20 protein-coding genes are annotated in these 23,476 nt (G+C 66.5%); 8 read left to right on the plus strand and 12 right to left on the minus strand.

The genetic code is table 11. From position 1 onward, the window contains the following. The first annotated feature begins 168 nt into the window (after positions 1-168). Complete coding sequence (locus tag QW881_RS22350; protein ID WP_409999002.1) at positions 169-1,050, plus strand: efflux RND transporter periplasmic adaptor subunit; 882 nt, start codon at positions 169-171, stop codon at positions 1,048-1,050. A gap of 248 nt (positions 1,051-1,298) precedes the next feature. On the opposite strand, the gene QW881_RS22355 is transcribed toward QW881_RS22350, so the two are convergent. Next, positions 1,299-2,159, minus strand: coding sequence for a caspase family protein (locus tag QW881_RS22355; RefSeq protein WP_315740775.1), 861 nt, complete (start codon positions 2,157-2,159; stop codon positions 1,299-1,301). Positions 2,160-2,590: 431 nt separating this feature from the next. Between QW881_RS22355 and QW881_RS22360 the strand changes: the two genes are divergently transcribed. From QW881_RS22360 to QW881_RS22375, 4 genes are all read left to right on the plus strand, one after another. Continuing rightward, on the plus strand, positions 2,591-4,315 hold the full coding sequence (locus tag QW881_RS22360; RefSeq protein WP_315757228.1) for a hypothetical protein: 1,725 nt from the start codon (positions 2,591-2,593) through the stop codon (positions 4,313-4,315). Positions 4,316-4,508: 193 nt separating this feature from the next. Beyond that, the gene (locus tag QW881_RS22365) at positions 4,509-5,234 is read left to right on the plus strand and encodes a thermonuclease family protein (RefSeq protein WP_315757227.1); all 726 of its coding nucleotides are present in this window, start codon (positions 4,509-4,511) and stop codon (positions 5,232-5,234) included. Positions 5,235-5,389: 155 nt separating this feature from the next. Then, entirely contained in the window at positions 5,390-6,577 is a 1,188-nt protein-coding gene (locus QW881_RS22370) for a pyridoxal-phosphate-dependent aminotransferase family protein (protein ID WP_315757226.1), read from the plus strand. Positions 6,578-6,585: 8 nt separating this feature from the next. Then, entirely contained in the window at positions 6,586-8,685 is a 2,100-nt protein-coding gene (locus QW881_RS22375) for a S9 family peptidase (protein WP_315757225.1), read from the plus strand. Positions 8,686-8,881: 196 nt separating this feature from the next. Here QW881_RS22375 and QW881_RS22380 read toward each other — a convergent pair whose 3' ends face one another. From QW881_RS22380 to QW881_RS22400, 5 genes are all read right to left on the minus strand, one after another. Beyond that, the gene (locus QW881_RS22380; RefSeq protein ID WP_315757223.1) at positions 8,882-9,601 is read right to left on the minus strand and encodes a ribonuclease activity regulator RraA; all 720 of its coding nucleotides are present in this window, start codon (positions 9,599-9,601) and stop codon (positions 8,882-8,884) included. Between the two features lie 164 nt (positions 9,602-9,765). Then, a complete protein-coding gene (gene araD, locus QW881_RS22385; protein WP_315757222.1) occupies positions 9,766-11,502 on the minus strand; it encodes an L-arabinonate dehydratase in 1,737 nt (578 codons plus the stop codon). Then, positions 11,499-12,359 (minus strand): ABC transporter permease, encoded by an 861-nt coding sequence (locus QW881_RS22390; protein ID WP_315757221.1) that lies wholly within the window; start codon positions 12,357-12,359, stop codon positions 11,499-11,501. Before QW881_RS22390 ends, araD begins: the two co-directional genes overlap by 4 nt. A gap of 11 nt (positions 12,360-12,370) precedes the next feature. After that, on the minus strand, positions 12,371-13,135 hold the full coding sequence (locus QW881_RS22395) for an ABC transporter ATP-binding protein (protein WP_015663656.1): 765 nt from the start codon (positions 13,133-13,135) through the stop codon (positions 12,371-12,373). Further along, positions 13,135-14,166, minus strand: a complete 1,032-nt coding sequence (locus QW881_RS22400; protein WP_316158704.1) for an ABC transporter substrate-binding protein — start codon at positions 14,164-14,166, stop codon at positions 13,135-13,137. The genes QW881_RS22395 and QW881_RS22400 overlap by 1 nt, the downstream gene beginning before the upstream one ends. A 122-nt stretch (positions 14,167-14,288) precedes the next feature. Here QW881_RS22400 and QW881_RS22405 point away from each other — a divergent pair, with 122 nt between their 5' ends. The 3 genes from QW881_RS22405 (at position 14,289) to QW881_RS22415 (ending at position 19,427) form a co-directional block, all read left to right on the plus strand. Beyond that, positions 14,289-14,999, plus strand: a complete 711-nt coding sequence (locus QW881_RS22405) for a GntR family transcriptional regulator (RefSeq protein WP_315757220.1) — start codon at positions 14,289-14,291, stop codon at positions 14,997-14,999. 401 nt (positions 15,000-15,400) lie between these two features. After that, positions 15,401-15,835, plus strand: a complete 435-nt coding sequence (locus tag QW881_RS22410) for a response regulator (protein ID WP_315757219.1) — start codon at positions 15,401-15,403, stop codon at positions 15,833-15,835. Then, complete coding sequence (locus tag QW881_RS22415) at positions 15,816-19,427, plus strand: PAS domain S-box protein (RefSeq protein ID WP_315757217.1); 3,612 nt, start codon at positions 15,816-15,818, stop codon at positions 19,425-19,427. The genes QW881_RS22410 and QW881_RS22415 overlap by 20 nt, the downstream gene beginning before the upstream one ends. A gap of 85 nt (positions 19,428-19,512) precedes the next feature. Here QW881_RS22415 and QW881_RS22420 read toward each other — a convergent pair whose 3' ends face one another. From QW881_RS22420 to QW881_RS22445, 6 genes are all read right to left on the minus strand, one after another. Next, positions 19,513-20,148, minus strand: coding sequence for a response regulator transcription factor (locus tag QW881_RS22420; protein ID WP_315750719.1), 636 nt, complete (start codon positions 20,146-20,148; stop codon positions 19,513-19,515). A gap of 458 nt (positions 20,149-20,606) precedes the next feature. Further along, positions 20,607-21,116, minus strand: coding sequence for a response regulator (locus tag QW881_RS22425; RefSeq protein ID WP_315757216.1), 510 nt, complete (start codon positions 21,114-21,116; stop codon positions 20,607-20,609). A gap of 197 nt (positions 21,117-21,313) precedes the next feature. Further along, positions 21,314-21,637: a PilZ domain-containing protein gene (locus tag QW881_RS22430; protein WP_315757215.1), complete on the minus strand. Its 324-nt coding sequence runs from the start codon at positions 21,635-21,637 to the stop codon at positions 21,314-21,316. Between the two features lie 34 nt (positions 21,638-21,671). Beyond that, the gene (locus QW881_RS22435) at positions 21,672-22,541 is read right to left on the minus strand and encodes a protein-glutamate O-methyltransferase CheR (RefSeq protein ID WP_315757214.1); all 870 of its coding nucleotides are present in this window, start codon (positions 22,539-22,541) and stop codon (positions 21,672-21,674) included. Between the two features lie 29 nt (positions 22,542-22,570). After that, on the minus strand, positions 22,571-22,960 hold the full coding sequence (locus QW881_RS22440; protein WP_315716971.1) for a response regulator: 390 nt from the start codon (positions 22,958-22,960) through the stop codon (positions 22,571-22,573). Between the two features lie 30 nt (positions 22,961-22,990). Beyond that, complete coding sequence (locus QW881_RS22445; protein ID WP_315716970.1) at positions 22,991-23,464, minus strand: chemotaxis protein CheW; 474 nt, start codon at positions 23,462-23,464, stop codon at positions 22,991-22,993. Between the last annotated feature and the right edge of the window lie 12 nt (positions 23,465-23,476).

Consider the following 23,476-nt stretch of genomic DNA (forward strand, 5'->3'; position numbering starts at 1 on the left):
TTCGGCAGCGTCAACGTGGACCCGGCCGAGAAGTTCGGCACCGTCGGCTGAACGTCGCGGCACCCTGGCGCGACTACCAGGGACGCGGGTCGGCTGGCCCGGCGGCGGCGCGTCTGCTATCCCGACCGCGGCCGCTGAATGAATGGATTTTCGCGAGGATCGTTTCGCATGGGACATGCCGCAATTGCCGCCACGCTGCGCCGGATGCCGATGCTCGCCGCCGCGGGCCTGCTGGCGATGATGCAGGCTGCGGCGGCAGCCGAGGACACCGCGCCGAGGGGCGCCGCGGTCAGCGTGCTCAAGGCGACCAAGGCCTGCTTCGACAACACGGTCGAGGTGTCCGGCATGGTGCTGGCGCGCGACGAGACCGCGGTCAGGCCCGACCGTCCCGGACTGAAGGTCGCGGAGGTGCTGGTCGATGCCGGCGACACCGTCACGGCCGGACAGAACCTGGCGCGGCTGACGCCGCCGGAGGGCGGCACGATCATGATCCAGGCGCCGGTGGCGGGCACCATCCTGTCGTCGAGCGCCACCATCGGCGCGTTTGCCTCCGGTCGCGGCGAGGCGCTGTTCTCCATTCTCGCCCGCAACGAATATGATCTCGTCGGCCTGGTGCCGAGCGCGCAGCTCGCCAAGCTCGCCGTCAACCAGACGGCGCGGATCCGCATCGTCGGGGCCGGCGAGGTCGAAGGCAAGATTCGAAGGGTCGCGCCGACCGTCGAGCCGAACAGCCAGCTCGGCCAGGCCTTCATCGGCATCAACGGCACGGCGCGGCTGCTGGTGAATTCGTTCGGGCGCGCCGTGATCAAGATCGGCCAGAGCTGCGGCGTCGCGGTGCCGCTGACCGCCGTGCTGTACGACCCGGACGGCACGGTGGTGCAGGTGGTCCGCGCCCAGCGCATCGAGACCAAGCGGGTCGAGATCGGCCTGATGGCCGGCGGCCAGGTCGAGATCCGCGACGGCCTCGCCGAGGGCGACGTCGTGGTCACCCGCGCCGGCGCGCTGCTGCGCGAAGGCGACCCGGTGCGGCCTGTGATGGCGAGCAATTGACCGACGTAACGTCGCAGGGTCTGAGGGGCACGCGGCCCCACCCTCCCCTGGAGGGGGAGGGTCGTCGCGCGGCACGTCAGCGACGTGCGGCGGGGTGGGGTGGAGCCACGGATGACGGTGCAAGTGGAGAGATCACCCCACCCCGCCCCACGGTTCGCTTCGCTCGCCGAGAGGCGACCCTCCCCGTCCAGGGGAGGGTGGGAGGCCGCCGAGAGGGCGGAGCATCTCAGGAGCGGGACAGGCTAAGCTCAGCTGCCGGCGTTGGCGACGTCGGCGCTGAAGCGGATGTCCTCGACCAGCGAGGACGACACGGTCGGCACCTGCTCGCCGTCGGAGCTGCGCGCGATGGCGTTGCGGGTCTTGTTGAACACCGCCTCGGCGCTCGGGCTCTTGCCGAGCTGATTGAGCAGCTCGCCGACCAGCACGCTGTTCTGGCCCTTCGGATCGTCCAGCACCTTGCCGGGCGTCGCCGACGACAGGATCAGCGCATTGGCAGGCGCATTGATCGGCGCCAGGCCGTGCGAATAGGCGCGGAAGCGGCGCTCATAGGGATTGCGGCGCGCGGCGTCGATCACGACCAGCTTGGCGCGCGCACCCTGCTCGCGGACCGTATCGAGCAGGCCCTCGATGCTGGTGCCGTCGCGGCGCACGTCGGCCTCCTTCCAGATCTTGGCATCGACCGGGATCATGTAGCTCTCGCGTCCCGCCTGGATGGCGTAGCCGCCGAAGAACAGCATCACGACCGAGTCGGGCTTGATCCTGGCCTTGAGGCGCTCGACCGCGCGGATCATGTCGTCCTTGTTGGCATCCTCGACGACATCGACGTCGAAGCCGTCGCGGCGCAGCGCGCCGGTCAGCGCCCGGGCATCGTTGATCGGCTGGACGAGCGGCGCATTCGCATCGGGGTAATGACCATTGCCGATGACCAGCGCGAGGCGCGCGCCGTTGCCGGTCGCCACGCTGCTCTGCTCGGAGGCTGCCGCCTTGGGCGCCTCGAGCGAACGCTTGTTGAGGGCAGCATGCGCACCGATCGCGAGCGACACCGTACAGAGAAGCGCGGCGGCGATCACGGCCGATCGGCGGGAGAGAGAAGGCTGCCTTGCGGTCATCACGTCAATCCTGGTCCGAGCCTGCCCAAGCGTGGCCAAAGGGGCGCACCCTTTGGTCGCGCTGGCGCCTCTGAGGTTTGAGGGGTTGCGAGACGATGTGTCGTCGAATTGCGCGCAATTTGCGGCACCGCAACGAAGATAGGCTTAACCCGAACCCGCATCCCAAGCAACATCGGAACAGCATTGACTTTTCAAGCACTTGAAGAGAAACGCAAATTTAACCATGGCGCCGATCTCCAAAGGGCCCTGGGCGGACCGCCGGGAAGCCATAATACCGCCAGATCGGCCTCGCGCGCCGTGACCGCCGTCACGTTGTCTTTGGCCGTCCAGCGTGTCAGTTTGCCCCATGCATGCGCGTGACGCGCCGTTTGCCGGGCGTTTCGAGCAGCGCATGCCGTCCGTCCCGCCTCCGACAACCTGCGAGTCCTCGCTTGAGTTTCCAGTATTTCGCCGGCGCGGCCTGCCGCGCACTGACGGCCCGGAAGGATGGGCCCTCGCTGTACGAGGTCTGCGATCCCATCCTGCGCCGGCCCGGCAGCGGCGACCCGCATCTGTCGAAATTCTACCGGACCGCGCTGGGGAACCCCGCGCTGCGCGCATTGCTGCGCCGTGCCGGCCTGCCCGAGTTGAACGATCCCGCTGTTCTCAATGCGCTGCGCGACGCGCTGGTTCTCGCCCGCGACAATCCGACGCCGGACTGGGAGCAGGTCGGCCGCCCGATCGCCGATCTGGTCGACAGCGTCGCCTTGCATCACCCTGCCCCGCCGCGCCGGACCGCCGCGGCGGCCATGCCGCCGGAAGCCGAGATCGACCGCGTGATCCGGGCCTGTGGCGCCGACCTGCTCGGCTCGTTCAGCCGCAATGGCTTCATCCCGACCTATGCCGCCTTCAACCTGATCGGCGATCCCGACATGAAGGGCCGCGAGGTGCTGATGGCGCTGCAGGGGTTGGACGCGCGCGGCTACAAGAACTCGACGTTGCTGTTCAACCTCGCCCGCGTCTTCATCGCGCGCTCGCCGGCGGCGGCCGTCATCAATCCGCCGTGGCGCGGCATCGCCGAGCCGATGTGGGAGCCGGTGCAGATCCGCCACCGCTCGGCCTATTACGACGCGTTCTTCACCGAGGCGCTGCTGAGCTATCTGGAGACCGGCCTCGCCTCGTCGGAGCAGGCGACCGCGGCGCGCACGGCGATTTCGGCCATGGTCGAGTTCTGCCTGACCGTCAGCCGCGAGGAGGTGCGCGGCGCCGACGGCAAGAGCTACGACGTCGTCACCGCGCTGGCGCCGCCGCCGCATCCGCGCTTCTCGCGCTTCTTCACCCAGATCAAGCAGGACCTCGGCTTCGGCGTCTACGTGCCGGATTGCGACACCACGGCGTGCTCGTTCTCGGCGGCGACGCAGGCCGGCTCGGACGACCCGATGTTGAACCAGCCGCTGCTGGATTTCTATGCCGGCTACCAGGTGCGCGCCGGCGGCAACGAGCCGCGCGTGACGGTGCCGATCAACGACAACATCGACTATGAGGGCGGCGTCGCGACCTGGATCGACAGCCTGGCCGGCGAGCGGCCCTACGGCAACGATCTCGATCCGACGCTGAATCTCGACGTGCTCGAAGTGTCGTTCCGCAACCTCGCACGCTGGCAGGTCCTGGAGACACAAGCCCGGCTCGACGTCGTCAGGCGAATCGTCGGCTTCCAGCAGCGGCTGGTGCTGAGCGGCGCCTTCGCCGACCCGCGCGCGCACATCTATTATCTGCCGGAGCTGTATTGCGCCTATTTCGGCCGCTGCTACCACGCCTTCATGGCACTGCCGCCCGCCGCGCGGCGGGCGATCGATCCCGACGGCGCGTTCGAGCTCATTCGTCTGCGCGTGCTCGGCTATGTCGAGGACGAGCTGATCGGCCGCGAGATGAACCCGTTCGACGCCGCGCTGGCGCTGATCGCGCTCGGCCATCTCGGCGGCGCTGCGGCGAGCTTCGCGCCCGCGGTGCATTGCATCGTGACGTCGTTCGGCGAGGGCGGCCGGCGGCATCCGTACCGCGCCTATGAATGGAACAAGATGAAGACCCCGACCCGCATCCTGGTCGGCGGCCCCGAGGTGACATCCGCCTTCGTGCTGATGGGCCTGGCGCTGGCGCGAAGGGTCGTGATGCGGTGAGGGAGTTGATGGCGGTCGACTCCCCTCCCCCGTGCGGGGAGGGGAGCGCACTGCCGTCGAGGTGATAGCTCGAGTCGAAACATCCCCACCATCGCGCGAAGTTGAGCGGGTCAGGCAATCACGGCGCTGGAACAACCGGGCGATCCGCCGCACAATTGCCCCAGCCCTCCCCAAGGACGATCCGCGCCCGTTCATGTCGATGAAACCAGCCCTGCTCGCGCTCCTCCTGCTGCTGCCGTCCGTCGCGTCCGCGGCCGACATCGCCGGGATTCCCAAGATCCGTGAGGCCGATGGGATCACGATCGGGACCACCCGCATCCGGCTAGGCGGCATCGACGCGCCCGCCGTCGATCAGCTCTGCCTGAACAAGAACGGCGAGCGCTGGACCTGCGGCGTGGCCGCGCGTGACGAGCTGATCAAGCACGCGGACGGCAAGAGCTGGACCTGTCATCCGCGTTCGATCGATCGCCGCGGTCGCCAGGTCGCGCGCTGCGACGTCGACGGCGAGGACATCCAGAAATGGCTGGTGCGCAGCGGCTGGGCGCTGGCCTATCGCACGCTCTCGCACGACTACGAGCCCGACGAGGCGGAGGCGCGGGCCGCCAAGGCCGGCATGTGGCAGGGCGCATTCATCGCACCGTGGGACTGGCGGGTGCGCAACAAGAAGACCACGATCCTCGGCGCTACCAAGCCGCCGGAGAGCGCGCGCAACATCCTGCTCGCCTCGGCTTCGGGCCCGGTTGCGCCGTCACCGGACTGCACCATCAAGGGCAACGTCAACGGCGCCGGCGAGTGCATCTATCACACGCCGAAGAGCCGTTGGTACGCTCAGATCAAGATGCACGTCGCCAAGGGCACGCGCTGGTTCTGCTCGGTCGAGGAGGCCGAGGCCGCCGGCTGCCGCGAGACGAGGCGCTGACGGCCTGACGCGCCGGCCTGCCGGGGCATGCCAGCCCCCCGGCTTCTCCGGCTTTTCTTGATGCGCCGCGCCACGTAAAACGACCATGGGCCAGCCGTGTGCGAGAGCCCGCCACCACCCTCAACCGCCAAACCACATCGCCGAGGACACTGACAATGACCGTTCGCGCGGGCCGGGAGTTTCTGGCCATCCCGGGACCCACCACGATGCCCGACGAGGTGCTGCAGGCGATGCACCGCCCGGCGCTCGACATCTACTCCAAGCAGATGGTCGAGCTGACCGACGGCATCATGTCCGATCTCGGCCGCCTGTTCGCGACCAAGGGCAAGACCTACATCTACATCGCCAACGGCCATGGCGCCTGGGAGGCCGTGCTCTCCAACGTGCTGTCGCGCGGCGACAAGCTGCTCGTGCTGGAGAGCGGCCGCTTCGCGATCGGCTGGGGCCAAGCGGCGCGCGCGATGGGCGCCGAGGTCGAGGTTCTCAGGGGCGACTGGCGCCGCGCGGTGCGCCCGGCCGAGGTCGAGGCGCGGCTGCACGCCGACAAGGAGCACACCATCAAGGCCATCGTGGTGGCGCAGATCGACACCGCCTCGGGCGTCGTCAACGATGTCGAGGCGATCGGCCGCGCCATCAAGGCCGCGGGCCATCCGGCGCTCTATATGGTCGACACCGTCGCCTCGCTCGGCTGCATGCCGTTCGAGATGGATGCCTGGGGCATCGACGTCGCGATGTCCGGCTCGCAAAAGGGCCTGATGACACCGCCCGGTCTCGGCTTCGTCGCGGCGAACGCGCGCGCACTCGAGGCGCATAAGCGCGCCAACATGCGCACGCCCTATTGGGACTGGAGCGAGCGCGAGGGCGCCGAGCACTATCGCAAATATGGCGGCACCGCCCCGGTGCATCTGTTGTTCGCACTGCGCCAGGCGATGGACATGCTGTTCGCCGAGGGGCTACCGCACGCCTTCCGGCGCCATGCGCTGCTCGCCGAGGCCGTGCGTCGCGCCGTGGCGAAGTGGAGCGAGGGCCAGGTGATCGGCTTCAATATCGCAGACGCCGCGGAGCGTTCCAACACCGTGACCACGGTGCTGGTCGGCGGCGGCTATGATCCGGCCGTACTGCAGACCTACTGCAAGGAGCAGTGCGGCGTCGTGCTCGGTACCGGGATCGGCGACCTCCAGGGCCAGGCGTTCCGCATCGCCCATATGGGCCATGTCAACGCGCCGATGGTGCTGGGCACGCTCGGTGTGATCGAAATGGCGCTGGTGGCGTTGAAGATTCCGCATGGCCGCGGCGGCCTCGACGCCGCGATCCAATGGCTCGGCGAGAGCGTGACCCCGTAAAGGACGACATGACCGACAGCAGCACCCAGGCGCCGGTGGCGCCGCGCCGCCCTTATTCCTTCACTCGCCACGGCATCACCGTGAGCGACGATTATGCCTGGCTGAAGGATGCGCGCTGGCAGGAGGTGCTGCACGATCCGTCGCTGCTCGACGCCGACATCCGCGCCTATCTCGAGGCCGAGAACGCCTATGCGGAATCCGTGCTCGGCCACACCGCACCGCTGCAGAAGAAGCTCGTCGCGGAGATGCGCGGCCGCATCAAGGAGGACGATTCCTCGGTGCCATCGCCGGACGGGCCCTACGCCTACTTCCGAAAGTACCGCGAGGGCGGCCAGCACGAGCTGTTCTGCCGCACGCCGCGCAACGGCGGGGCGGAGACCATCGGGCTCGACGGCGATGCTCTGGCGCGCGGGCATGAGTATTTCAAGTTCGGCGGCAGCCGGCATTCGCACGACCACAAGCTGGCCGCCTGGAGCGCCGACACCAAGGGCTCGGAGTATTTCACCATCCGCGTCCGCGACTGGGACGGTGGAAACGATCTCGTCGATCTCGTCGAGGAGACCGACGGCGGCGTGGTGTGGTCGCGTGACTGCAAGAGCTTCTTCTACGTCAAGCTCGACGACAATCACCGCCCGATGCAGGTATGGCGGCACAAGCTCGGCACCAACCAATCAGACGATTTGCTGGTCTATGAGGAGAAGGACACCGGCTGGTTCACCCATGTGCACGAGTCGACCTCCGGCCGGTTCTGCGTGATTGCCGGGGGCGACCATGAGACCTCGGAGCAGCGGCTGATCGATCTCGATGATCCCGATGCGCCGCCGCGTCTGGTCGCCGCGCGCGAGAACGGCGTGCAATATTCGATCGCGGATCGCGGCGACGAGCTGTTCATTCTCACCAATGCCGACGGCGCGATCGACTTCAAAATCGTGACCGCATCGCTGACCGCGCCCGAGCGCGCCAATTGGCGCGACCTCATTCCGCATCGCGCCGGCATCTATGTGCTCGACCACGATCTCTATGCCGGCCACCTTGTGCGGCTGGAGCGCGCCAATGCGCTGCCGTCGATCGTGATCAGAGACCTGAAATCCGGCGAGGAACACGCGATCGCCTTCGACGAGGGCGCCTATTCGCTCGACGCGATGGGCTCCTACGAGTTCGACACCACCAACCTGCGCTTTGCCTATTCGTCGATGACGACGCCGTCGGAGGTGTGGGACTACGACATGGTGACGCGCGCTAGAACGCTGCGCAAGCGCCAGGAAATCCCGTCGGGGCACAATCCGGCGGACTACGTCACCACGCGCATCATGGCGAAGGCGGACGACGGCGCCGAGGTGCCGGTCTCGCTCTTGCATCGGCGCGACTTCAAGGCCGACGGCGCCGCGCCGCTGCTGCTCTACGGCTACGGGTCCTACGGCCATGCCATGCCGGCATCGTTCTCCACCAACCGGCTGTCGCTGGTCGACCGCGGCTTCGTCTATGCCATCGCCCATATCCGCGGCGGCACCGACAAGGGCTGGGGCTGGTACCTCGACGGCAAGCGCGAGAAGAAGACCAACAGCTTTGACGATTTCGCGGCGTGCGCGCGGGCCCTCATCACGGCGAACTACACCAGCGCCAAGCGCATCGTCGGCCATGGCGGCAGCGCCGGCGGCATGCTGATGGGCGCGGTCGCCAACCGCTCGGGCGAATTGTTCGCCGGCATCGTCGCCGAGGTGCCGTTCGTCGACGTGCTCAATACCATGCTCGACGACAGCCTGCCGCTGACGCCGCCGGAATGGCCCGAATGGGGCAACCCGATCGAGAGCGAGACCGATTTCCGCACCATCCTGTCCTACTCGCCCTACGACAATGTCGCCGCCAAGCCCTATCCCGCGATCCTGGCGATGGCCGGTCTCACCGACCCGCGCGTCACCTATTGGGAGCCGGCGAAGTGGATCGCCCGGCTGCGCGCGACGATGACCGGTGGCGGCCCTGTCGTGCTGCGCACCAACATGGGCGCCGGCCACGGCGGCGCCTCCGGCCGCTTCAACCGCCTCGACGAGGTCGCGATCGTCTATGCGTTCGCACTGTGGGCGGTGGGTCTAGTTGATAGAAGCGCGTGAGCGCGGCGACTGACAGCAACAGCGAGATGTGTAGCGGGATCTCGCCCGACCAACAGTGTCGTCCCTGCGAACGCAGGGACCCATAACCACCGTCCTCGGTTGTTGGGCAGGCTGGAGCCACCTTCTTCGTAGTCACATCCGCCTGTGTTTCTGGGTCCCGGCTCAAGGCCGGGACGCCAGCGGAGTGTGGGGTAAGCTAGCGGCCGTGCTTCGCGCGCCAGGCGGCAAAATCATGCGGCGTCTGCGGATCGGTCGCGGGATAGAGGCCGAGGATGGAGCGGCCGTTCGCGACCTGCTCGGCGACGAAATCCTCGAACGCGGTCATCTCGACCGTCTCCTCCGCGATCTCGTCCGCGAGATGGGCGGGGATGACGATGACGCCGTCGGCATCGCCGAGGACGACGTCGCCCGGAAACACCGGCGCATCGCCGCAGGCGATCGGGCCGTTGATCTCGATCGCATGATGCAGGGTGAGATTGGTCGGCGCGCTCGGGCGCTGATGAAACGCGGGGATGCCGAGCTTGGCGATCTCGGCCGCATCGCGAAACCCGCCATCGGTGACGACACCGGCGACGCCGCGCTGCTGCAGGCGGCTCACCAGGATGGCGCCGGCGGACGCTGCGCGCGCGTCCTTGCGGCTGTCCATCACCAGCACGGCGCCGGGCGGGCATTCCTCCACGGCCTTGCGCTGCGGATGGCCGCGATCCCGGAACACCTCGATGGTGTTGAGGTCCTCGCGCGCCGGGATGTAGCGCAGCGTGAAGGCCTCGCCGACCATGGTCGGGGCGTCCGGACTGAGCGGATGGACGTTCTGGATGCACTGGATGCGCAGGCCGCGCTTGAACAGCGCGGTGGCGACGGTCGCGGTCGAGACGGTCTTGAGCTTGTTGCGGGTGGTGGTGCTGAGTTTGGTCATGTCCTGCTCGCTGCACGCCCCTCCCCCTTGCGGGGAGGGGTTGGGGGTGGGGGTCCACATCAACGGTGTCGCTTGGGGTACCCCCCCTCCCCGACCTCCCCCGCAAGGGGGGAGGGAGCGCACCGGGAGCGCGGAAACAGCGCGGGCTAACGCGGCGCTATGAACTAATAAATTGCCGGCTCTCCCACCGGAGCGCCGAAGCCGGTCTCGAGGAAGTCGAAATCGCAGCCGTCATTGGCCTGCTTGATGTGGCGGGCGAACATCCAGCCATAGCCACGCTCGAAGCGCGGTGCCGGTGGCTGCCACTCGGTACGGCGGCGCGCCAATTCGTCCTCCGGCACATCGAGATTGATGGTGCGCGCGGCGACGTCGAGCGTGATGCGGTCGCCGTTCTTCACCAGCGCCAGGGGACCGCCGACATAGGCTTCCGGCGCGACGTGCAGGATGCAGGCGCCGTAGCTGGTGCCGCTCATGCGGGCGTCCGACAGCCGCACCATGTCGCGCACGCCCTGCTTCACGAGCTTGGTCGGGATCGGCAGCATGCCCCATTCCGGCATGCCTGGTCCGCCCTGTGGGCCGGCGTTGCGCAGGATCAGCACGTGGTCGGCGGTGACATCGAGATCGGGATCGTCGATCACCTTTTTCATCGACGGATAGTCGTCGAATACCAGCGCCGGGCCGGTGTGTTTCAGGAAGCGCGGCTCGCAGGCGGAGGGCTTGATGACGCAGCCGCCCGGCGCAAGGTTGCCCTTGAGCACGGCCAGCGCGCCCTCGCGGTAGATCGGGTTGGATTGCGGACGGATCACATCGTCATTGTAGACGCCGGCGCTCGCGATGTTGTCGCCCAGCGTGCGGCCGTTGACGGTCATGCAATCCAGATGGAGATGCTCCGGCATCCGGCTCATCAGGCCGGGCAGCCCGCCCGCGTAGTAGAAGTCCTCCATCAGATAGGTGTCGCCGCTCGGCCGGACATTGGCGAGCACCGGCACCTTGCGGCTCGCGGCCTCGAAATCGTCGAGGCCGATATCGGCGCCGGCGCGGCGTGCCTGCGCGATCACGTGGATGATCGCGTTGGTCGAGCAGCCCATCGCCATCGCGACCGCGATCGCATTCTCGAACGCTGGCCGCGTCTGAATCTTCGACGGCGTCAGGTCCTCCCACACCATCTCGACGACGCGGCGGCCGCACTCCGAGCTCATGCGGATGTGCTCGGCATCGGCGGCGGGGATCGACGAGGCGCCGGGCAAGGTCATGCCGATCGCCTCAGCAATCGCAGTCATGGTCGAGGCCGTGCCCATGGTCATGCAGGTGCCGTGGCTGCGCGCGATGCCCGCCTCCATCGCATTCCAGTCGGCGTCCGACAGTTTTCCGGCGCGGCGCTCGTCCCAGTACTTCCAGGCATCGGAGCCGGAGCCGAGCGTCTTGCCTTTCCAATTGCCGCGCAGCATCGGTCCTGCGGGGAGATAGATCGCCGGCAGGTTCATGCTGGTGGCACCGAGCAGCAGCGCCGGCGTGGTCTTGTCGCAGCCGCCCATCAGCACGGCGCCGTCGACGGGATGGCTGCGCAACAGTTCCTCGACGTCCATCGCCAGCATGTTGCGATAGAGCATCGTGGTCGGCTTCAACAGCGACTCCGACAGCGACAGCGCCGGCAGCTCGATCGGGAAGCCGCCGGCCATCAGCACGCCGCGCTTGACGTCGTCGACCCGCTGCTTGAAGTGCATGTGGCAGGGCTGCGCGTCGGACCAGGTGTTGATGATGGCGATGACCGGCCGGCCCTTCCATTCCTCCTCGGCGTAGCCCATCTGCATCACGCGCGAGCGATGGCCGAAGGAGCGGAGATCGTCGGGTGCGAACCAGCGCGCGCTGCGCAGCTGATCGGGTTGCTTGCGCTCGCTCATGATTGCGTCCCCCAGGCCAGCACGGTCCGGCGCTCGATGGTGCGGAAGATCAGGTTCTCGACCACGAGGCCGATCACGATCACGGTTAGCAGGCCGGCGAAGACGGCCGGAATCTCCAGCAAATTGCGGTTCTCGAAGATGAACCAGCCGAGGCCGCCCTGCCCCGAGGAGACGCCGAACACCAGCTCGGCCGCGATCAGGGTGCGCCACGCAAACGCCCAGCCGATCTTGAGGCCGGTGAGGATGGCGCCGAACGCCGCCGGAATCAGGATGCGAATGACATAGGAAAGGCCGCTCAGCTCGTAGTTCCGGCCGACCATGCGCAGCGTGTTGGACACGCTCTTGAAGCCGGAATGGGTGTTGAGCGCGACCGGCCACAGCACCGAATGGATCAGCACGAAAACGAGGCTACCGCTGCCGAGCCCAAACCAGATCAGCGCCAGCGGCAGCAGCGCGATCGCCGGCAGCGGGTTGAACATCGCCGTGACGGTCTCGAGGAAATCGGTGCCGATGCGGGTCGAGATCGCGAGCACGGTCAGGATGGACGCCAGCATGATGCCAGCGGCATAGCCCATGAACAGCACCTTCAGCGAGGTCCAGGCGCGCATCGGAATGGTGCCGTCGCGCACCTTTTCCCAGAGCGCGACGATGGTGTCGGAGAAGGTCGGGAACAGCAGCGGATTGTCGAGATAGCTGCCGTAGGCCTGCCAGATCGCGGCCAGCACGACGATGATCAGGGTCTTGCGCACAAAGCCGTCGTTCCACAGCAGCTCGAGCATGCTGAGCTTGCGCTCGACCTCGGCCGGGGACGCGCTCACCGCGGCCGTGTCGCGCAGGATGATCTTTGCTTCAGCCATGGGAGCGGCCCTCAATGTGCCGTTGCGGGTTCAGAAAACAGCAGGTCATGGATCTGCTTCTCCAGGCGTGCGGCGCTGCCATCCTCGGCCGACACCTTGTCGACGTCGATGACCTCGGCCTTGACCCGGCCCGGATGCGGCGACAGCAGGAGGATGCGGTTTCCGATCTTGATGGCTTCCGCGATCGAATGCGTCACGAACAGCACCGTGAACTTGGTCTCGTTCCACAACTGCAGCAGCTCGTCCTGGCAGGTGCGCCGCGTCAGCGCATCGAGCGCCGCGAATGGCTCGTCCATCAAGAGAATGTCCGGCTCCATCGCCATGCCCCTGGCAATCGCGACGCGCTGCTTCATGCCGCCCGACAGCGTATGCGGATAGGCATCGACGACGCGCGTCAGCCCGACCTTCTCGATATAGGCGCGGGCGCGGCTCTCGGCCTCCTTGCGCGGCATGCGCCGCGCCGTCAGCAGCGGGAACATCACGTTGGCGAGCACGGTCTTCCACGGCAGCAGCTGGTCGAACTCCTGGAAGATCATCATGCGGTCGGCGCCGGGACCGGTGATCTCGCGGCCGTTGATGCGCATCCGACCCTCGCTCGGCTTGATGTAGCCACCGACCGCCTTCAGCAGGGTCGACTTGCCGCAGCCGGACGGTCCGAGCAGCACGAAGCGATCGGAGCGGTCGACGGAGAAGCCGACGCGTTCGGTCGCCGTGATCACGGCGCTGGAGGTCTTGTAGCGCAAAGTGACGCCATCGACATCGAGCAGCGCAGACATCAGTTGCCCTTCAGATCATGCGCGACCGGCAGGTAGTAGTCGGTCCAGGCCTTGGGCTGGGTCTTGATGGTGCCGATCTTGGCGAGATGCGCGGCGAACTTCATCGTGCCCTGCGGCTCCAGGTTCCACTCCATCATGCCGGGCTCCTTGAGCCAGGCGAGCAGATCCTCGACCGAGGTCTTGTCGCCGGTGATCTCCTTGTAGATCTCCACCGCCGTCCGGGTATCGCTGCGGATCAGGTCTTGCGCCTCCTTGGTGGCGTCGCGCACCGCCTGGATGATCTTCGGGTTGGCGTCGGCGAACTTCGTCGTGGTGAAGAACTGCGCCTGGCTGAGCGGTCCACCCATCACGTCGGGCGAATTCATCACGACGTCCGCGCCGGGGACGTTCTTCAATTCGAGGAACGTGTAGGGCGGGATCGAGAAATGGTTGTGCACCTCGTGCTGCGGGTTCGACAGCGCCGTATAGGCGTCGGGGTGACCGAGCTGCACGGTGTTGGCGTCGAGCTTGTTCCACTGATCGGCGCCGAACGCCTCGGCGGCCGCGATCTGCAGCACGATGGCCTGGGTCGAGACCTTGACGGTCGGCACAGCGATCTTGTCGCTGGGACCGAAGTCCTTGATCGACTTGATGTTGGGATCGCGGCTGATCAGGGTCATCGGCTGTGCCGAGGTCGCGACGATACCCTTCACGCCGCCGCGGGTACGGTCCCACAACAACAGCAGATTGCCGGTGCCGGTATTGAGAATGTCGACGCTGCCCGACAGTAGCGCATCGGTCTGCGCGCCGCCGCCGGAGAAGGTCAGCCATTTGGTGGTGACGCCGGGCACGCCAAGCGCGGCAGCATGCTTCTCGATCAGCTTGTTCTTCTCGATGATGTGGCTCGGCATGTAGAAGATGCCGGGCTGGCGCGACAGCGAGACCTCGGTCTTCTGCTGGGCCTGTGCGGCGTCATTCCAGGCCGCCGCGACCAGCAGCGCGGCCAGCAGGCCGGCGGCTCGTGCGGCCGAGCGCCCGAACTTCTCGAACATGGGACATCCCTCCTCGCATGCCGGCTCCTTCTTGACGGCCGGCGGAGAGATGCACTAATGCATTAGTGCATCTCTGACAAGGGCTGTTCTGCCCTGCGACATTCGAGCCGGACGTCCGACCAATGGCATTGCCCGCGACGCCTGCTGCGGTTCTCCCGCCCGAACGGCTCGATCCGAGCCGACGCGCGGCACCGCAAGTCTTCGAGCGGTTGCGCGACCAGATCATCGCGCTGGCGCTGCCGCCGGGAGCGCCATTGTCGCGGCCGGCGCTGCAAGCCGAGTTCGGCCTCAGCTCGACACCGATCCGGGACGCGCTGATGCGGCTGGCCGAAGAGGGCCTGGTCGACATCTTCCCGCAGCATGCGACCCTGGTTAGCCGCATAGACGTGACTCGCGCGCAGCAGGCGCAGTTCCTGCGCCAGGCGCTGGAGCTAGAGATCGTGCGTCTGCTCGCACTGAAACCGGCGGCGGCCCCGATCGACGAACTACATGCCCTGATCGCCCAGCAGAGACGGTTCGCCAAGGACGGCAACTTCACCTCGTTCACGATCGTCGACAACGCATTCCACGAGCGGCTCTACACCGCCGCGGACAAGCACGAGCTGTGGAGTCTGGTCCGCAGCCGCAGCGGTCACATCGACCGGCTGCGCCGGCTGCATCTGCCTTCGCCCGGCAAGGCGCAGACCATCCTGCGCCACCACAAGCAGATCGTCGACGCGATCGCCGCGGGCCGGCCGGACGAGGCGCAGACGCATCTGCGCGAGCACCTGACCGGCACGCTGAGCGACCTCGCGACCATTCGCGGCCGCTGGCCGGACTATCTCAGCGGCTAGCGGCCCGCCCAATCGGAGGACGTAAGCGGTGTCACGCCGCATCCCGGCATGTCGCTCTGTGGCCGCTCCGTCCCGTGCAGGTCCGCATCGTCTCCCACCCGTCGCGCTGCCCGGGATCGTCGACCTTAGACATATGCTCAAATATTGTGCATTCAGCGCGACTGCCCTCGCCGGGACGAGGCGATTGTGAAGCGCTCCGCGCCATGCAACTACGGCGCGAGCGCCTCGAATGCAGGCACGGCGCCCGGACGGTCCACCCTTCGCCCGCACGGGACATCGATCACCGCGTCCCATCCTGCATGTGACTTGCGCGGCGAAGCGCTTGCGGTGCGCCGCGAATTGGGCAAAACCTTTACAACTGACCGTTGGTCTTGCTGCCAGCCAATCGGGAGATGCGGAGCGTGGCGAAGATTCTGGTCGTGGACGACGATCCGCTCATGCAGCTGACAATTCAGCGCGTGCTCGAACGGGCCGGTCACGTCGTCGGCATCGCCGGTGACGGCGAGAAGGCGCTCGTCCGCTTCAAAAGCGAGAGCTTCGACCTGGTGATCCTGGACATCTTCATGCCGGGCATGGACGGGCTGGAGGCGATGCGCATGATCCTCAAGCAAACGCCGGGTGTTCCGATCATCATGACCTCGGGACGTCCCCACACCCCGACCTCGATGTCAGAGCCCGACTATCTTGCCATGGCTACCAAGCTGGGAGCGGTTTCCGCATTGCCCAAGCCGTTCAAGCCGGCAGCCCTCCTGACGATGGTTTCCGATTGCCTGGCATCGGCAGGCGATCAGGCTACTCGACCCAGGCCAGGCCACGATGCTGTTCCGAACTCCTGACAGCCGAAGCAAAGAGCCCCTGCTGAGCGGCGCGCAGCCCGCGAGCGAGGGTCCGCGGCTCGGCGGCCGCATCACGCTGACGACGCGACTGGCTGTCGCGATGATCCTGCTGGTCGCGATCGCGGTGTTCGCCGTCGGCTGGCTCGGCTACCGCAGCCTCGAGCGGGCGCTGCTGCCGCGCGCGCTCGATCGAATCGAGTCGCATTCGCGCCTGATGGCGACCGAGCTCGAAAACTATGTCGGCGGTGCCCGCAACGACATCAACGGCTATCGCGCCTCGCCAAATCTGGCAACGTTGATACGCACGCTGAAGACGGGGGCTCCCGATCCCCGCGAAGGGCTGCCGGCGCAGTCGTGGCGCGAGCGGGTCGCAATGCGCTACTTCGCTGAGCTGCAGGCCAAGCAGACCTACGCGATGATCCGCCTTGTCGGGATCGAGAACAATTATCGCGAGCTGATCCGGGTCGACCGGCTCGGGCCGGGCAACACGGTGCGGATCGTTCCGGAGAACGAGCTGATCACGCGCGGCGAGCGCAACTACATCAAGGAGACGCTGAGCCTGCCGCCCGGCGGCATCCGGCTCTCGCCGATCATTCTCGACGGCAACACGACGGATCCCAAGACAGGCGTGCCGATGCTGTGCGTCGGCACGCCTGTGTTCGCACCGGACGGCAAGCCGTACGCGATCCTGATGATCGATCTCGACATGCGCCCGATCTTCGCGCATCTGCGCGTCGCGGCCCGGCCGGGCGCCCAGCTCTACGTGGTGAACGCCCGCGGCGACTATCTCTTCCATCCCGAATCCGACCGGGAATTCGCCTCGAAGCGCGGCCGATCGACGCGATGGCAGGACGATTTTCCGACGCTCGCCGGCGCGACGGGCAGCGCCGAAGGTTTCGCGCAGATCCTGCACGACGAGGCCGATCGTCCCGGCGGCGTCGCCTTCGCACCGGCGCTGCTCGCGGGACAGGAATGGGTGGCGGTGATCGAGACGATCCCGAACACCGCCTTCATGGCGCCCGCCCTCGCCATCCGCAAGACGGCGATCGAGGTCGGCCTGATCGCGATGCTGTGCGCAGCCGCGCTCGCCTTCGTGGTCGCGCGCTCGCTGACGCGGCCGATCAACCAGCTGACCCAGGCCGTCGAGGGCGTGGGCCGCGGCGAGGCGGTGAACATTCCGCTCGAGGCGGTCGGCGAGACCGGCGTGCTGGCGCGCGCCTTTGCCCGCGTGCTGGACGAGGTTCGCACCAAGACCGCCGAGCTCGAGCGCGAAGTCCAGGAGCATTACCTGACCGAAGCGGCGCGCGACCATTTCGCCGCCCGCGAACGCCTGTACAGTGCAGCGGTGGAATCGTCGAACGACGCGATCGTGACGCTGTCGCTGGACGGCACCATCACTGCGTGGAATCCGGCAGCCGAGGCCATGCTGGGCTACTCCGCCGAGGAGGCCGTGGGCCGCCGTGCGGATTTCCTCGTGCCGCCGGAGCGCATGGCCGAGGCCCAGGACATTCTGGCGCGCATGGCCCGCGGCGAGCGGATCCAGCACTTCGAGACGGTGCGGATCCGCAAGGACGGTGAGCTGGTCCAGGTCTCGCTCAGCGTCTCGCCGATCAAATCACCGACGGGCCAGATCGTCGGCGCCTCCAAGATCGCACGCGACGTCACCGAGAGCCGCCGGACCGAGCTGGCGCTGCGCCAGCAGACCGAGGAGCGGCGGCGCATCTTCGAGACGTCGCGGGACCTGATCCTCATCACCGACCGCAATGGCATCCTGGTCCAGGTCTCACCGAGCGTGGAGACGATTCTCGGCTATACGCCGGCTGAGATGATCGGCCACAGCGGCGCGGATTTCATCCACTCCGGCGATCTGCTCAAAGCACGCGAGGAGCTTCGTGCCTCGCGCCTCGGCCTGCGCGCACGCACCTCCGACTGCCGCTACGTCCACAAGGACGGCCGCGTGGTGACCCTGTCTTGGACCTCGAACTGGTCGGAGCCGGTGCAGCGCCACTTCTTCATCGGGCGCGACATGACCGAGAGCCGGCTGGCGCAGGAGACGCTGCGGGAGAGCGAGCAGCTCGCCCGCAACATCATCGAGACCGCGCTCGATGCCTTCGTCCAGGTCGACGACAACGGCGCCATTCTCAACTGGAACTCCCAGGCCGAGAAGATCTTCGGCTGGTCGCGCGCCGAGATCATCGGCAAGGACGTGTTCGACGTGATCACGGTCGGGGACGTCGGCGAGGAGCTGCGCGAGGCGCTCGGCCGCATCCTGATGACCGGACAAGCGAGCGCGCTCGGGGTCGGCCGTCGGCGCGAGGTCATGGTGAAGCGGCGCGACGGCCGCGAGTTCAAGGCCGAGCTCAGCGTGACCGCGCTGAAGACCCGCAACGGCTTCGTGCTGAACGGCTTCTTCCGCGACCTCACCGACAAGATCGCGACCGAGGAGCGGATCCGCCAGTCCGAGAAGATGGAGGCGATCGGCCAGCTCACCGGCGGCATCGCGCACGACTTCAACAACATCCTCACCGTGATCACCGGCACGATCGAGATTCTCGCCGCGGCCGTGGCCAAGGAGCCGCAGCTCGCCGCGATCACCAGGATGATCGACGAGGCCGCCGCGCGCGGTGCCGATCTCACCCAGCATCTGCTCGCCTTTGCGCGCCGGCAGCCGCTGCAGCCGCGCGAGGTCGACGTCAACACGCTCATGATCGACACGGCCAAGCTGCTGCGGCCGACGCTCGGAGAGCAGATCGAGATCGAGTCCGTCTTCCAGGACGAGACCTGCGTGGCGCATGTCGATCCGAACCAGCTCGCCACGGCGGTCATCAACCTCGCGCTCAATGCCCGCGACGCGATGCTGAATGGCGGCAAGCTCATCCTGGAGACCGGCTGGGCCGACCTCGACGAGAACTACGCAAGTCTCTACGACGACGTGCGGCCCGGTCGCTACGCGATGATCGCGGTGAGCGACAGTGGCAGCGGCATTCCGGCCGCCATCATCGACAAGGTGTTCAATCCGTTCTTCACCTCGAAGGGGCCGGGCAAGGGGACGGGGCTCGGATTGTCGATGGTGTACGGCTTCGTGAAGCAATCGGCCGGACACATCAGGATCTACAGCGAAGAAGGCCACGGCACCACGATCCGGATGTACCTGCCGCCGGGCAGCGAAGAGGCGGTCACGCAGCCATCGGGCGCCGCGCCGGCGATCCAGGGCGGCCAGGAGACGATCCTGGTGGTGGAGGACGATCGGCTGGTGCGCGGCTACGTTCTCGCCCAGCTCCATGCGCTGGGCTATGCGACGCTGGAGGCGGCCAATGCCGCCGAAGCGCTGGCGATCACCAATGCCGGAGAGCCGTTCGATCTGCTCTTCACCGACATCATCATGCCGGGGACGATGAACGGCCGCCAGCTCGCATCCGAGATCCAGCGGATTCGCCCGGCGCAGCGGGTCCTATTCACCTCCGGCTACACCGAAAATGCCGTGGTGCATCACGGCCGGCTCGACGAGGGAATTCTTCTGCTGCCGAAACCGTACCGCAAATCCGAGCTCGCCAAGATGATCCGCAAGGCGCTCGCCGCCACCGAGGCTTGAGCAATGCGGCTTGACCATGCGGCCTGGCGCTTGCGATTGCCGCTGCTCCAGAGCGAGGCCACCTGCGGGCGGCCCGGCCATCGGCTCAATTGGCGCGCGACGCCGTCATCACGATGCGGATCAGATCGGCCGCGTTGCGTGCGCCGAGCTTCTTCATGATGTTGGCGCGGTGATCCTCGATCGTGCGCGGGCTGATGCCCAGCGTGCGCCCCGCCTCCTTGTTCGAGGCCCCCGCCGTGAACTGTTCCAGGACCTCGCGCTCGCGCCGCGTCAGCGGCTCGCGGCCGGGGAAATGCAGCGAGCCGATCTTCGGCGAGGCGTTCTCCTTCTGCCGCCGCGCGAACGCACCGATCGCCTCGTTCAGACGGGCCACGATCTCACTGCCGCGGAACGGCTTCTCGATGAAGTCGAGCGCCCCGTTCTTGATCGCGTTCACGGCCATCGGAATGTCGCCCTGGCCCGAGATCATGAAGATCGGAGCCGGATAGTCCTCGCCGTGCAGTTCCCTGAGAATGTCGAGACCCGACTTTCCGGGGATATGCACGTCGAGCAGGATACAGGCCGGTGTCCTGCTCCGCGCCACCGCCAGGAGCGCGGCGCCGTCCGCAAAACAGATCACTTCGTACCCACCTGCCGACAAGACCATCGAGAGGGTGTCACGCACGGCTGGATCGTCATCGACGACAAAGATCTCACCGCGGGAAGCTGTTTGTTCGGCCATGGGCGATTGCTCTTGCAAAGGAGAAGAAACAATGAAAGCGCGTCTTATGATACCATACTCGTCGGGTGCTTTGGGCACCCGTATTTGTACGGTTTATGATCCTAACCCACAAGTAGTAGCTGCAGATCGGTGACCGCCTTCACGAGACCACGATCTGGACACGATCTCAAGGCAGCCGTCGTGAGCGGCATGCTGCTTTGCAAAACACATCAACGTCGACAGCGTCATGATCGACATCAAACTCTGATCGCATCGGCGTTGCCGGCTTGCACCACGCCGAACGGGCATGCTCGGTGCCAGGCCATTGCACGGCTCTTGCCACGAAAATCTGCACGGCATTTGACACAAGACGTCCAGCCGTCAGCCAGCCTTGCCCTCGTCTTGATCGGAGATCGGCGGGATTTGGACGTTGCACAGGATGTGCACTCTGGACCGCGGCTTGTTCCGATGCAGGTCTCTCAGGACCGATGCTTCGCGGCAACACTTTCGGCTGCGACGCCGCCCCAGGTGTGAACCACGGGCAGGCCGAGCGCAGTCTTGCCGAGATTGGCAAGGCAGATGCGCAGCGCCGCCAGATCGACCGGCTTCGGCAGACTCTGCAGGTCGATCCCGAGCGAGCGCGCGAACAGCCGGGCCTCAATTCGCTTCGCCGCATCCATGCCGCTGATCACGATCACGGAACCGGCGAAGCGGGTATCTGCGATGACCTTGAGGACCTCGGTCCCGTCGCCATCCTCGAACATGAGATCGAGCGTCACGCAGTCGAAGCGCTTGTTGCGCACCTCGCGGATCGCGTCGCTGCAGGTGGCCGCGACCGTCACGGCATGGCCGGCCTGCTTGGCCGCCAGCGCGATCAGCGTCCGCTGCGCAGCGTCGTCGTCGACGACCAAGAGCTGCAACGCGCGCCGTCCGCCATCGTCCGCGCGCTCCGGCCGGCTGGGTGCAAGTTCCGAACTCATGACCGGCATTGGTCGTTCCTGGACAATTTGACCGAGGTCATTGTCATACACGTCCGACCCTGCGGCGGCGTAAAGCGGTTCTCCGAAAAAAGGCTCCCGGTCTTAGGACTTGCGCAGGATCCGGGGCGGCGCGTCTCCTCGTCGCTTCGCGCGCGGAAGCTTCCCGAGCGGTGGGCGAGCAATGCGCCGCGCTGCCGGAAGGCGAATTAGTTGACGGTCGTTTCCTGGCCGCCGGAAGCGTTGCCACGCTTCTTCTTGTTCTTTCCCTTGATGAACTGGATGTCCATCTCGGAGCCGTTGACCCGGACCAACTCGCAGCGGCGGTAGGCGAGCCCCGTCGAGGACAGCAGCAGAAAGAACTCCTTCAGGTTCAATCCCTGGATCGATCCTTCGACCGTCAGCACCGCGTCGTTGTCCGAGATGGCGTTGAGCTGGCAGTCCCTGCGCCAGGTCCCGTCGATGCCCATGATGCAGACATCGTAGCCGCGGCTGAAGGTGACGCGCTCCGTACCTTTGTTCTCGTCAGACATCTTCGCGTCCTGCTCTGTTGGGCTGCGGGAACATCTAGTTGCCCGCGGCCGCGATCCTGGGCATTCCCGGAGCGGGCGCCTTCGCCGCGGAAGCGATCCCGCTCGGGCGATACAGGCCACGCCGGTCCGTGAGCGGCTTGAACACGTCGGTGAGGCCGACGACGGTCTCCGCAGCACCGAGTACGAGGAAGCCGTCCGGCTCCATCTGCTTGGCGAGCCGGCCGAAGATGTTGATCTTGGTGTCCTGATCGAAATAGATCAGCACGTTGCGGCAGAACACGACGTCGAACGTGCCGAGCTGGGAGAAGTCGTGCAGCAGATTGAGCTGCCGATGCTGGACCATGCCGCGCACGTCGGAATTGATCTGCCAGAGCTCGCCTGCCTGCTTGAAATATTTGACCAGAAGCTGGATCGGCAGCCCGCGCTGTACCTCGAACTGGCTGTAGAGACCCGCTTTCGACTTCTCGAGCACTTCCTGGGAGAGATCGGTGGCGATGATCTCGATGCGCCATCCACTGAGCGCAGATCCCATCTCCTTGAGCGACATCGCCAGCGAATACGGCTCCTGGCCGGTCGAGCACGCGGCGCACCAGATCCGGATCGACTTGCGGTTGGCGCGGGCCTTGAGGAGCTCCGGCATGATCACGTCACGGAAGTGATCGAACGGGACCTTGTCGCGGAAGAAGAACGTCTCGTTGGTCGTCATCGCTTCGACGACCTGACTGATCAGGGCGTTCGACCCGTCCTTCAGCTTCTGGACGAGATCGCTGATGCTGGCGAGACCGGCCTTGCGCGCGAGCGGAAGCAGGCGGCTCTCGATCAGATATTGCTTGTCGGCAGACAGATCGAGACCCGATTTGTCTCGAAGCAGCTTGCGCAGGAACTCATAATCAGGCTGGTTCACGGACGGCCTCTTCTGGGCAGACGAAGGGATCAGGCGGATTCGGCTGACAGCGCCTGGATGAGACCGACTTCCTGGAATTTGGCGGCGACAATCTCTTTGTCGAACGGCTTCATGATGTATTCGTTGGCGCCAGCGTTCAGCGCGCGCGAAATATGATCGATGTCGTTCTCCGTGGTGCAGAACACCACCTTCGGGCCTTCGCCGCCCGGCAGCCGGCGCAGGCGCCCGAGGAAATCATAACCGTCCATGACGGGCATGTTCCAGTCGAGCAGAATGGCGTCCGGCAGGCTCTTGGTGCAGATCTCGAGTGCCCGCTCGCCATCCTCCGCCTCGACGACGGAGAAGCCCAGCTCCTCCAGGATACGGCGTGCGATCTTGCGCACGACGCTGGAGTCATCCACGACCAGACAGCTCTTCATTGTTGTCTCCCCTATGGGACGGTTGACGGACTAGGCGGCGATTGCTGCCTTCGGCAGGAGTTCGAGCACGCGATCGACATCGAGGATGACCATCAGCTGACCGTCGAGGCGGTGCACGCCGCCGGCGAGCTTCGCCATGCGCGGGTCGAGATTGACCGGGTTCTCCTCCCGGCCCTCCTCGGGCAGCCGCAGCACCTCGCCGATCTGATCGATCAGGAGACCATAGGACTCGCCACGCAGATCGACGCCGACCGCCATCGGCGGCTTGCCGTCCTCGGCGCGGGCGAGGCCGAGCCGCGCCCGCATGTCGACGACGGTCACGATGCGGCCGCGCAGATTCAGGACGCCGGCGATCTCCGCCGACGACAGCGGCACCCGCGTCACCCGCTCCGGCATGAACACGTCCTGCACCCGCGAGATGGGCAGGCCGAACAGCTGGCCGCCGATCATCGCAGTGACGTATTCGACGGCGGCGCCTTCGGTGGTTTCGATCTTGCTGCTCATCGCACGCTACTC

The organism is Bradyrhizobium sp. SZCCHNS3016 (genome assembly GCF_032484535.1).
Lineage (GTDB): Bacteria > Pseudomonadota > Alphaproteobacteria > Rhizobiales > Xanthobacteraceae > Bradyrhizobium.

Coding starts and splice junctions, on each gene's coding strand:
- QW881_RS22350 (WP_409999002.1), top strand. CDS start 169: ATGGGACATGCCGCAATTGCCGCCACGCTGCGCCGGATGCCGATGCTC.
- QW881_RS22355 (WP_315740775.1), bottom strand. CDS start 2,159: ATGACCGCAAGGCAGCCTTCTCTCTCCCGCCGATCGGCCGTGATCGCC.
- QW881_RS22365 (WP_315757227.1), top strand. CDS start 4,509: ATGTCGATGAAACCAGCCCTGCTCGCGCTCCTCCTGCTGCTGCCGTCC.
- QW881_RS22370 (WP_315757226.1), top strand. CDS start 5,390: ATGACCGTTCGCGCGGGCCGGGAGTTTCTGGCCATCCCGGGACCCACC.
- QW881_RS22375 (WP_315757225.1), top strand. CDS start 6,586: ATGACCGACAGCAGCACCCAGGCGCCGGTGGCGCCGCGCCGCCCTTAT.
- QW881_RS22380 (WP_315757223.1), bottom strand. CDS start 9,601: ATGACCAAACTCAGCACCACCACCCGCAACAAGCTCAAGACCGTCTCG.
- araD (WP_315757222.1), bottom strand. CDS start 11,502: ATGAGCGAGCGCAAGCAACCCGATCAGCTGCGCAGCGCGCGCTGGTTC.
- QW881_RS22390 (WP_315757221.1), bottom strand. CDS start 12,359: ATGGCTGAAGCAAAGATCATCCTGCGCGACACGGCCGCGGTGAGCGCG.
- QW881_RS22395 (WP_015663656.1), bottom strand. CDS start 13,135: ATGTCTGCGCTGCTCGATGTCGATGGCGTCACTTTGCGCTACAAGACC.
- QW881_RS22400 (WP_316158704.1), bottom strand. CDS start 14,166: ATGTTCGAGAAGTTCGGGCGCTCGGCCGCACGAGCCGCCGGCCTGCTG.
- QW881_RS22405 (WP_315757220.1), top strand. CDS start 14,289: ATGGCATTGCCCGCGACGCCTGCTGCGGTTCTCCCGCCCGAACGGCTC.
- QW881_RS22415 (WP_315757217.1), top strand. CDS start 15,816: ATGCTGTTCCGAACTCCTGACAGCCGAAGCAAAGAGCCCCTGCTGAGC.
- QW881_RS22420 (WP_315750719.1), bottom strand. CDS start 20,148: ATGGCCGAACAAACAGCTTCCCGCGGTGAGATCTTTGTCGTCGATGAC.
- QW881_RS22425 (WP_315757216.1), bottom strand. CDS start 21,116: ATGCCGGTCATGAGTTCGGAACTTGCACCCAGCCGGCCGGAGCGCGCG.
- QW881_RS22430 (WP_315757215.1), bottom strand. CDS start 21,637: ATGTCTGACGAGAACAAAGGTACGGAGCGCGTCACCTTCAGCCGCGGC.
- QW881_RS22440 (WP_315716971.1), bottom strand. CDS start 22,960: ATGAAGAGCTGTCTGGTCGTGGATGACTCCAGCGTCGTGCGCAAGATC.
- QW881_RS22445 (WP_315716970.1), bottom strand. CDS start 23,464: ATGAGCAGCAAGATCGAAACCACCGAAGGCGCCGCCGTCGAATACGTC.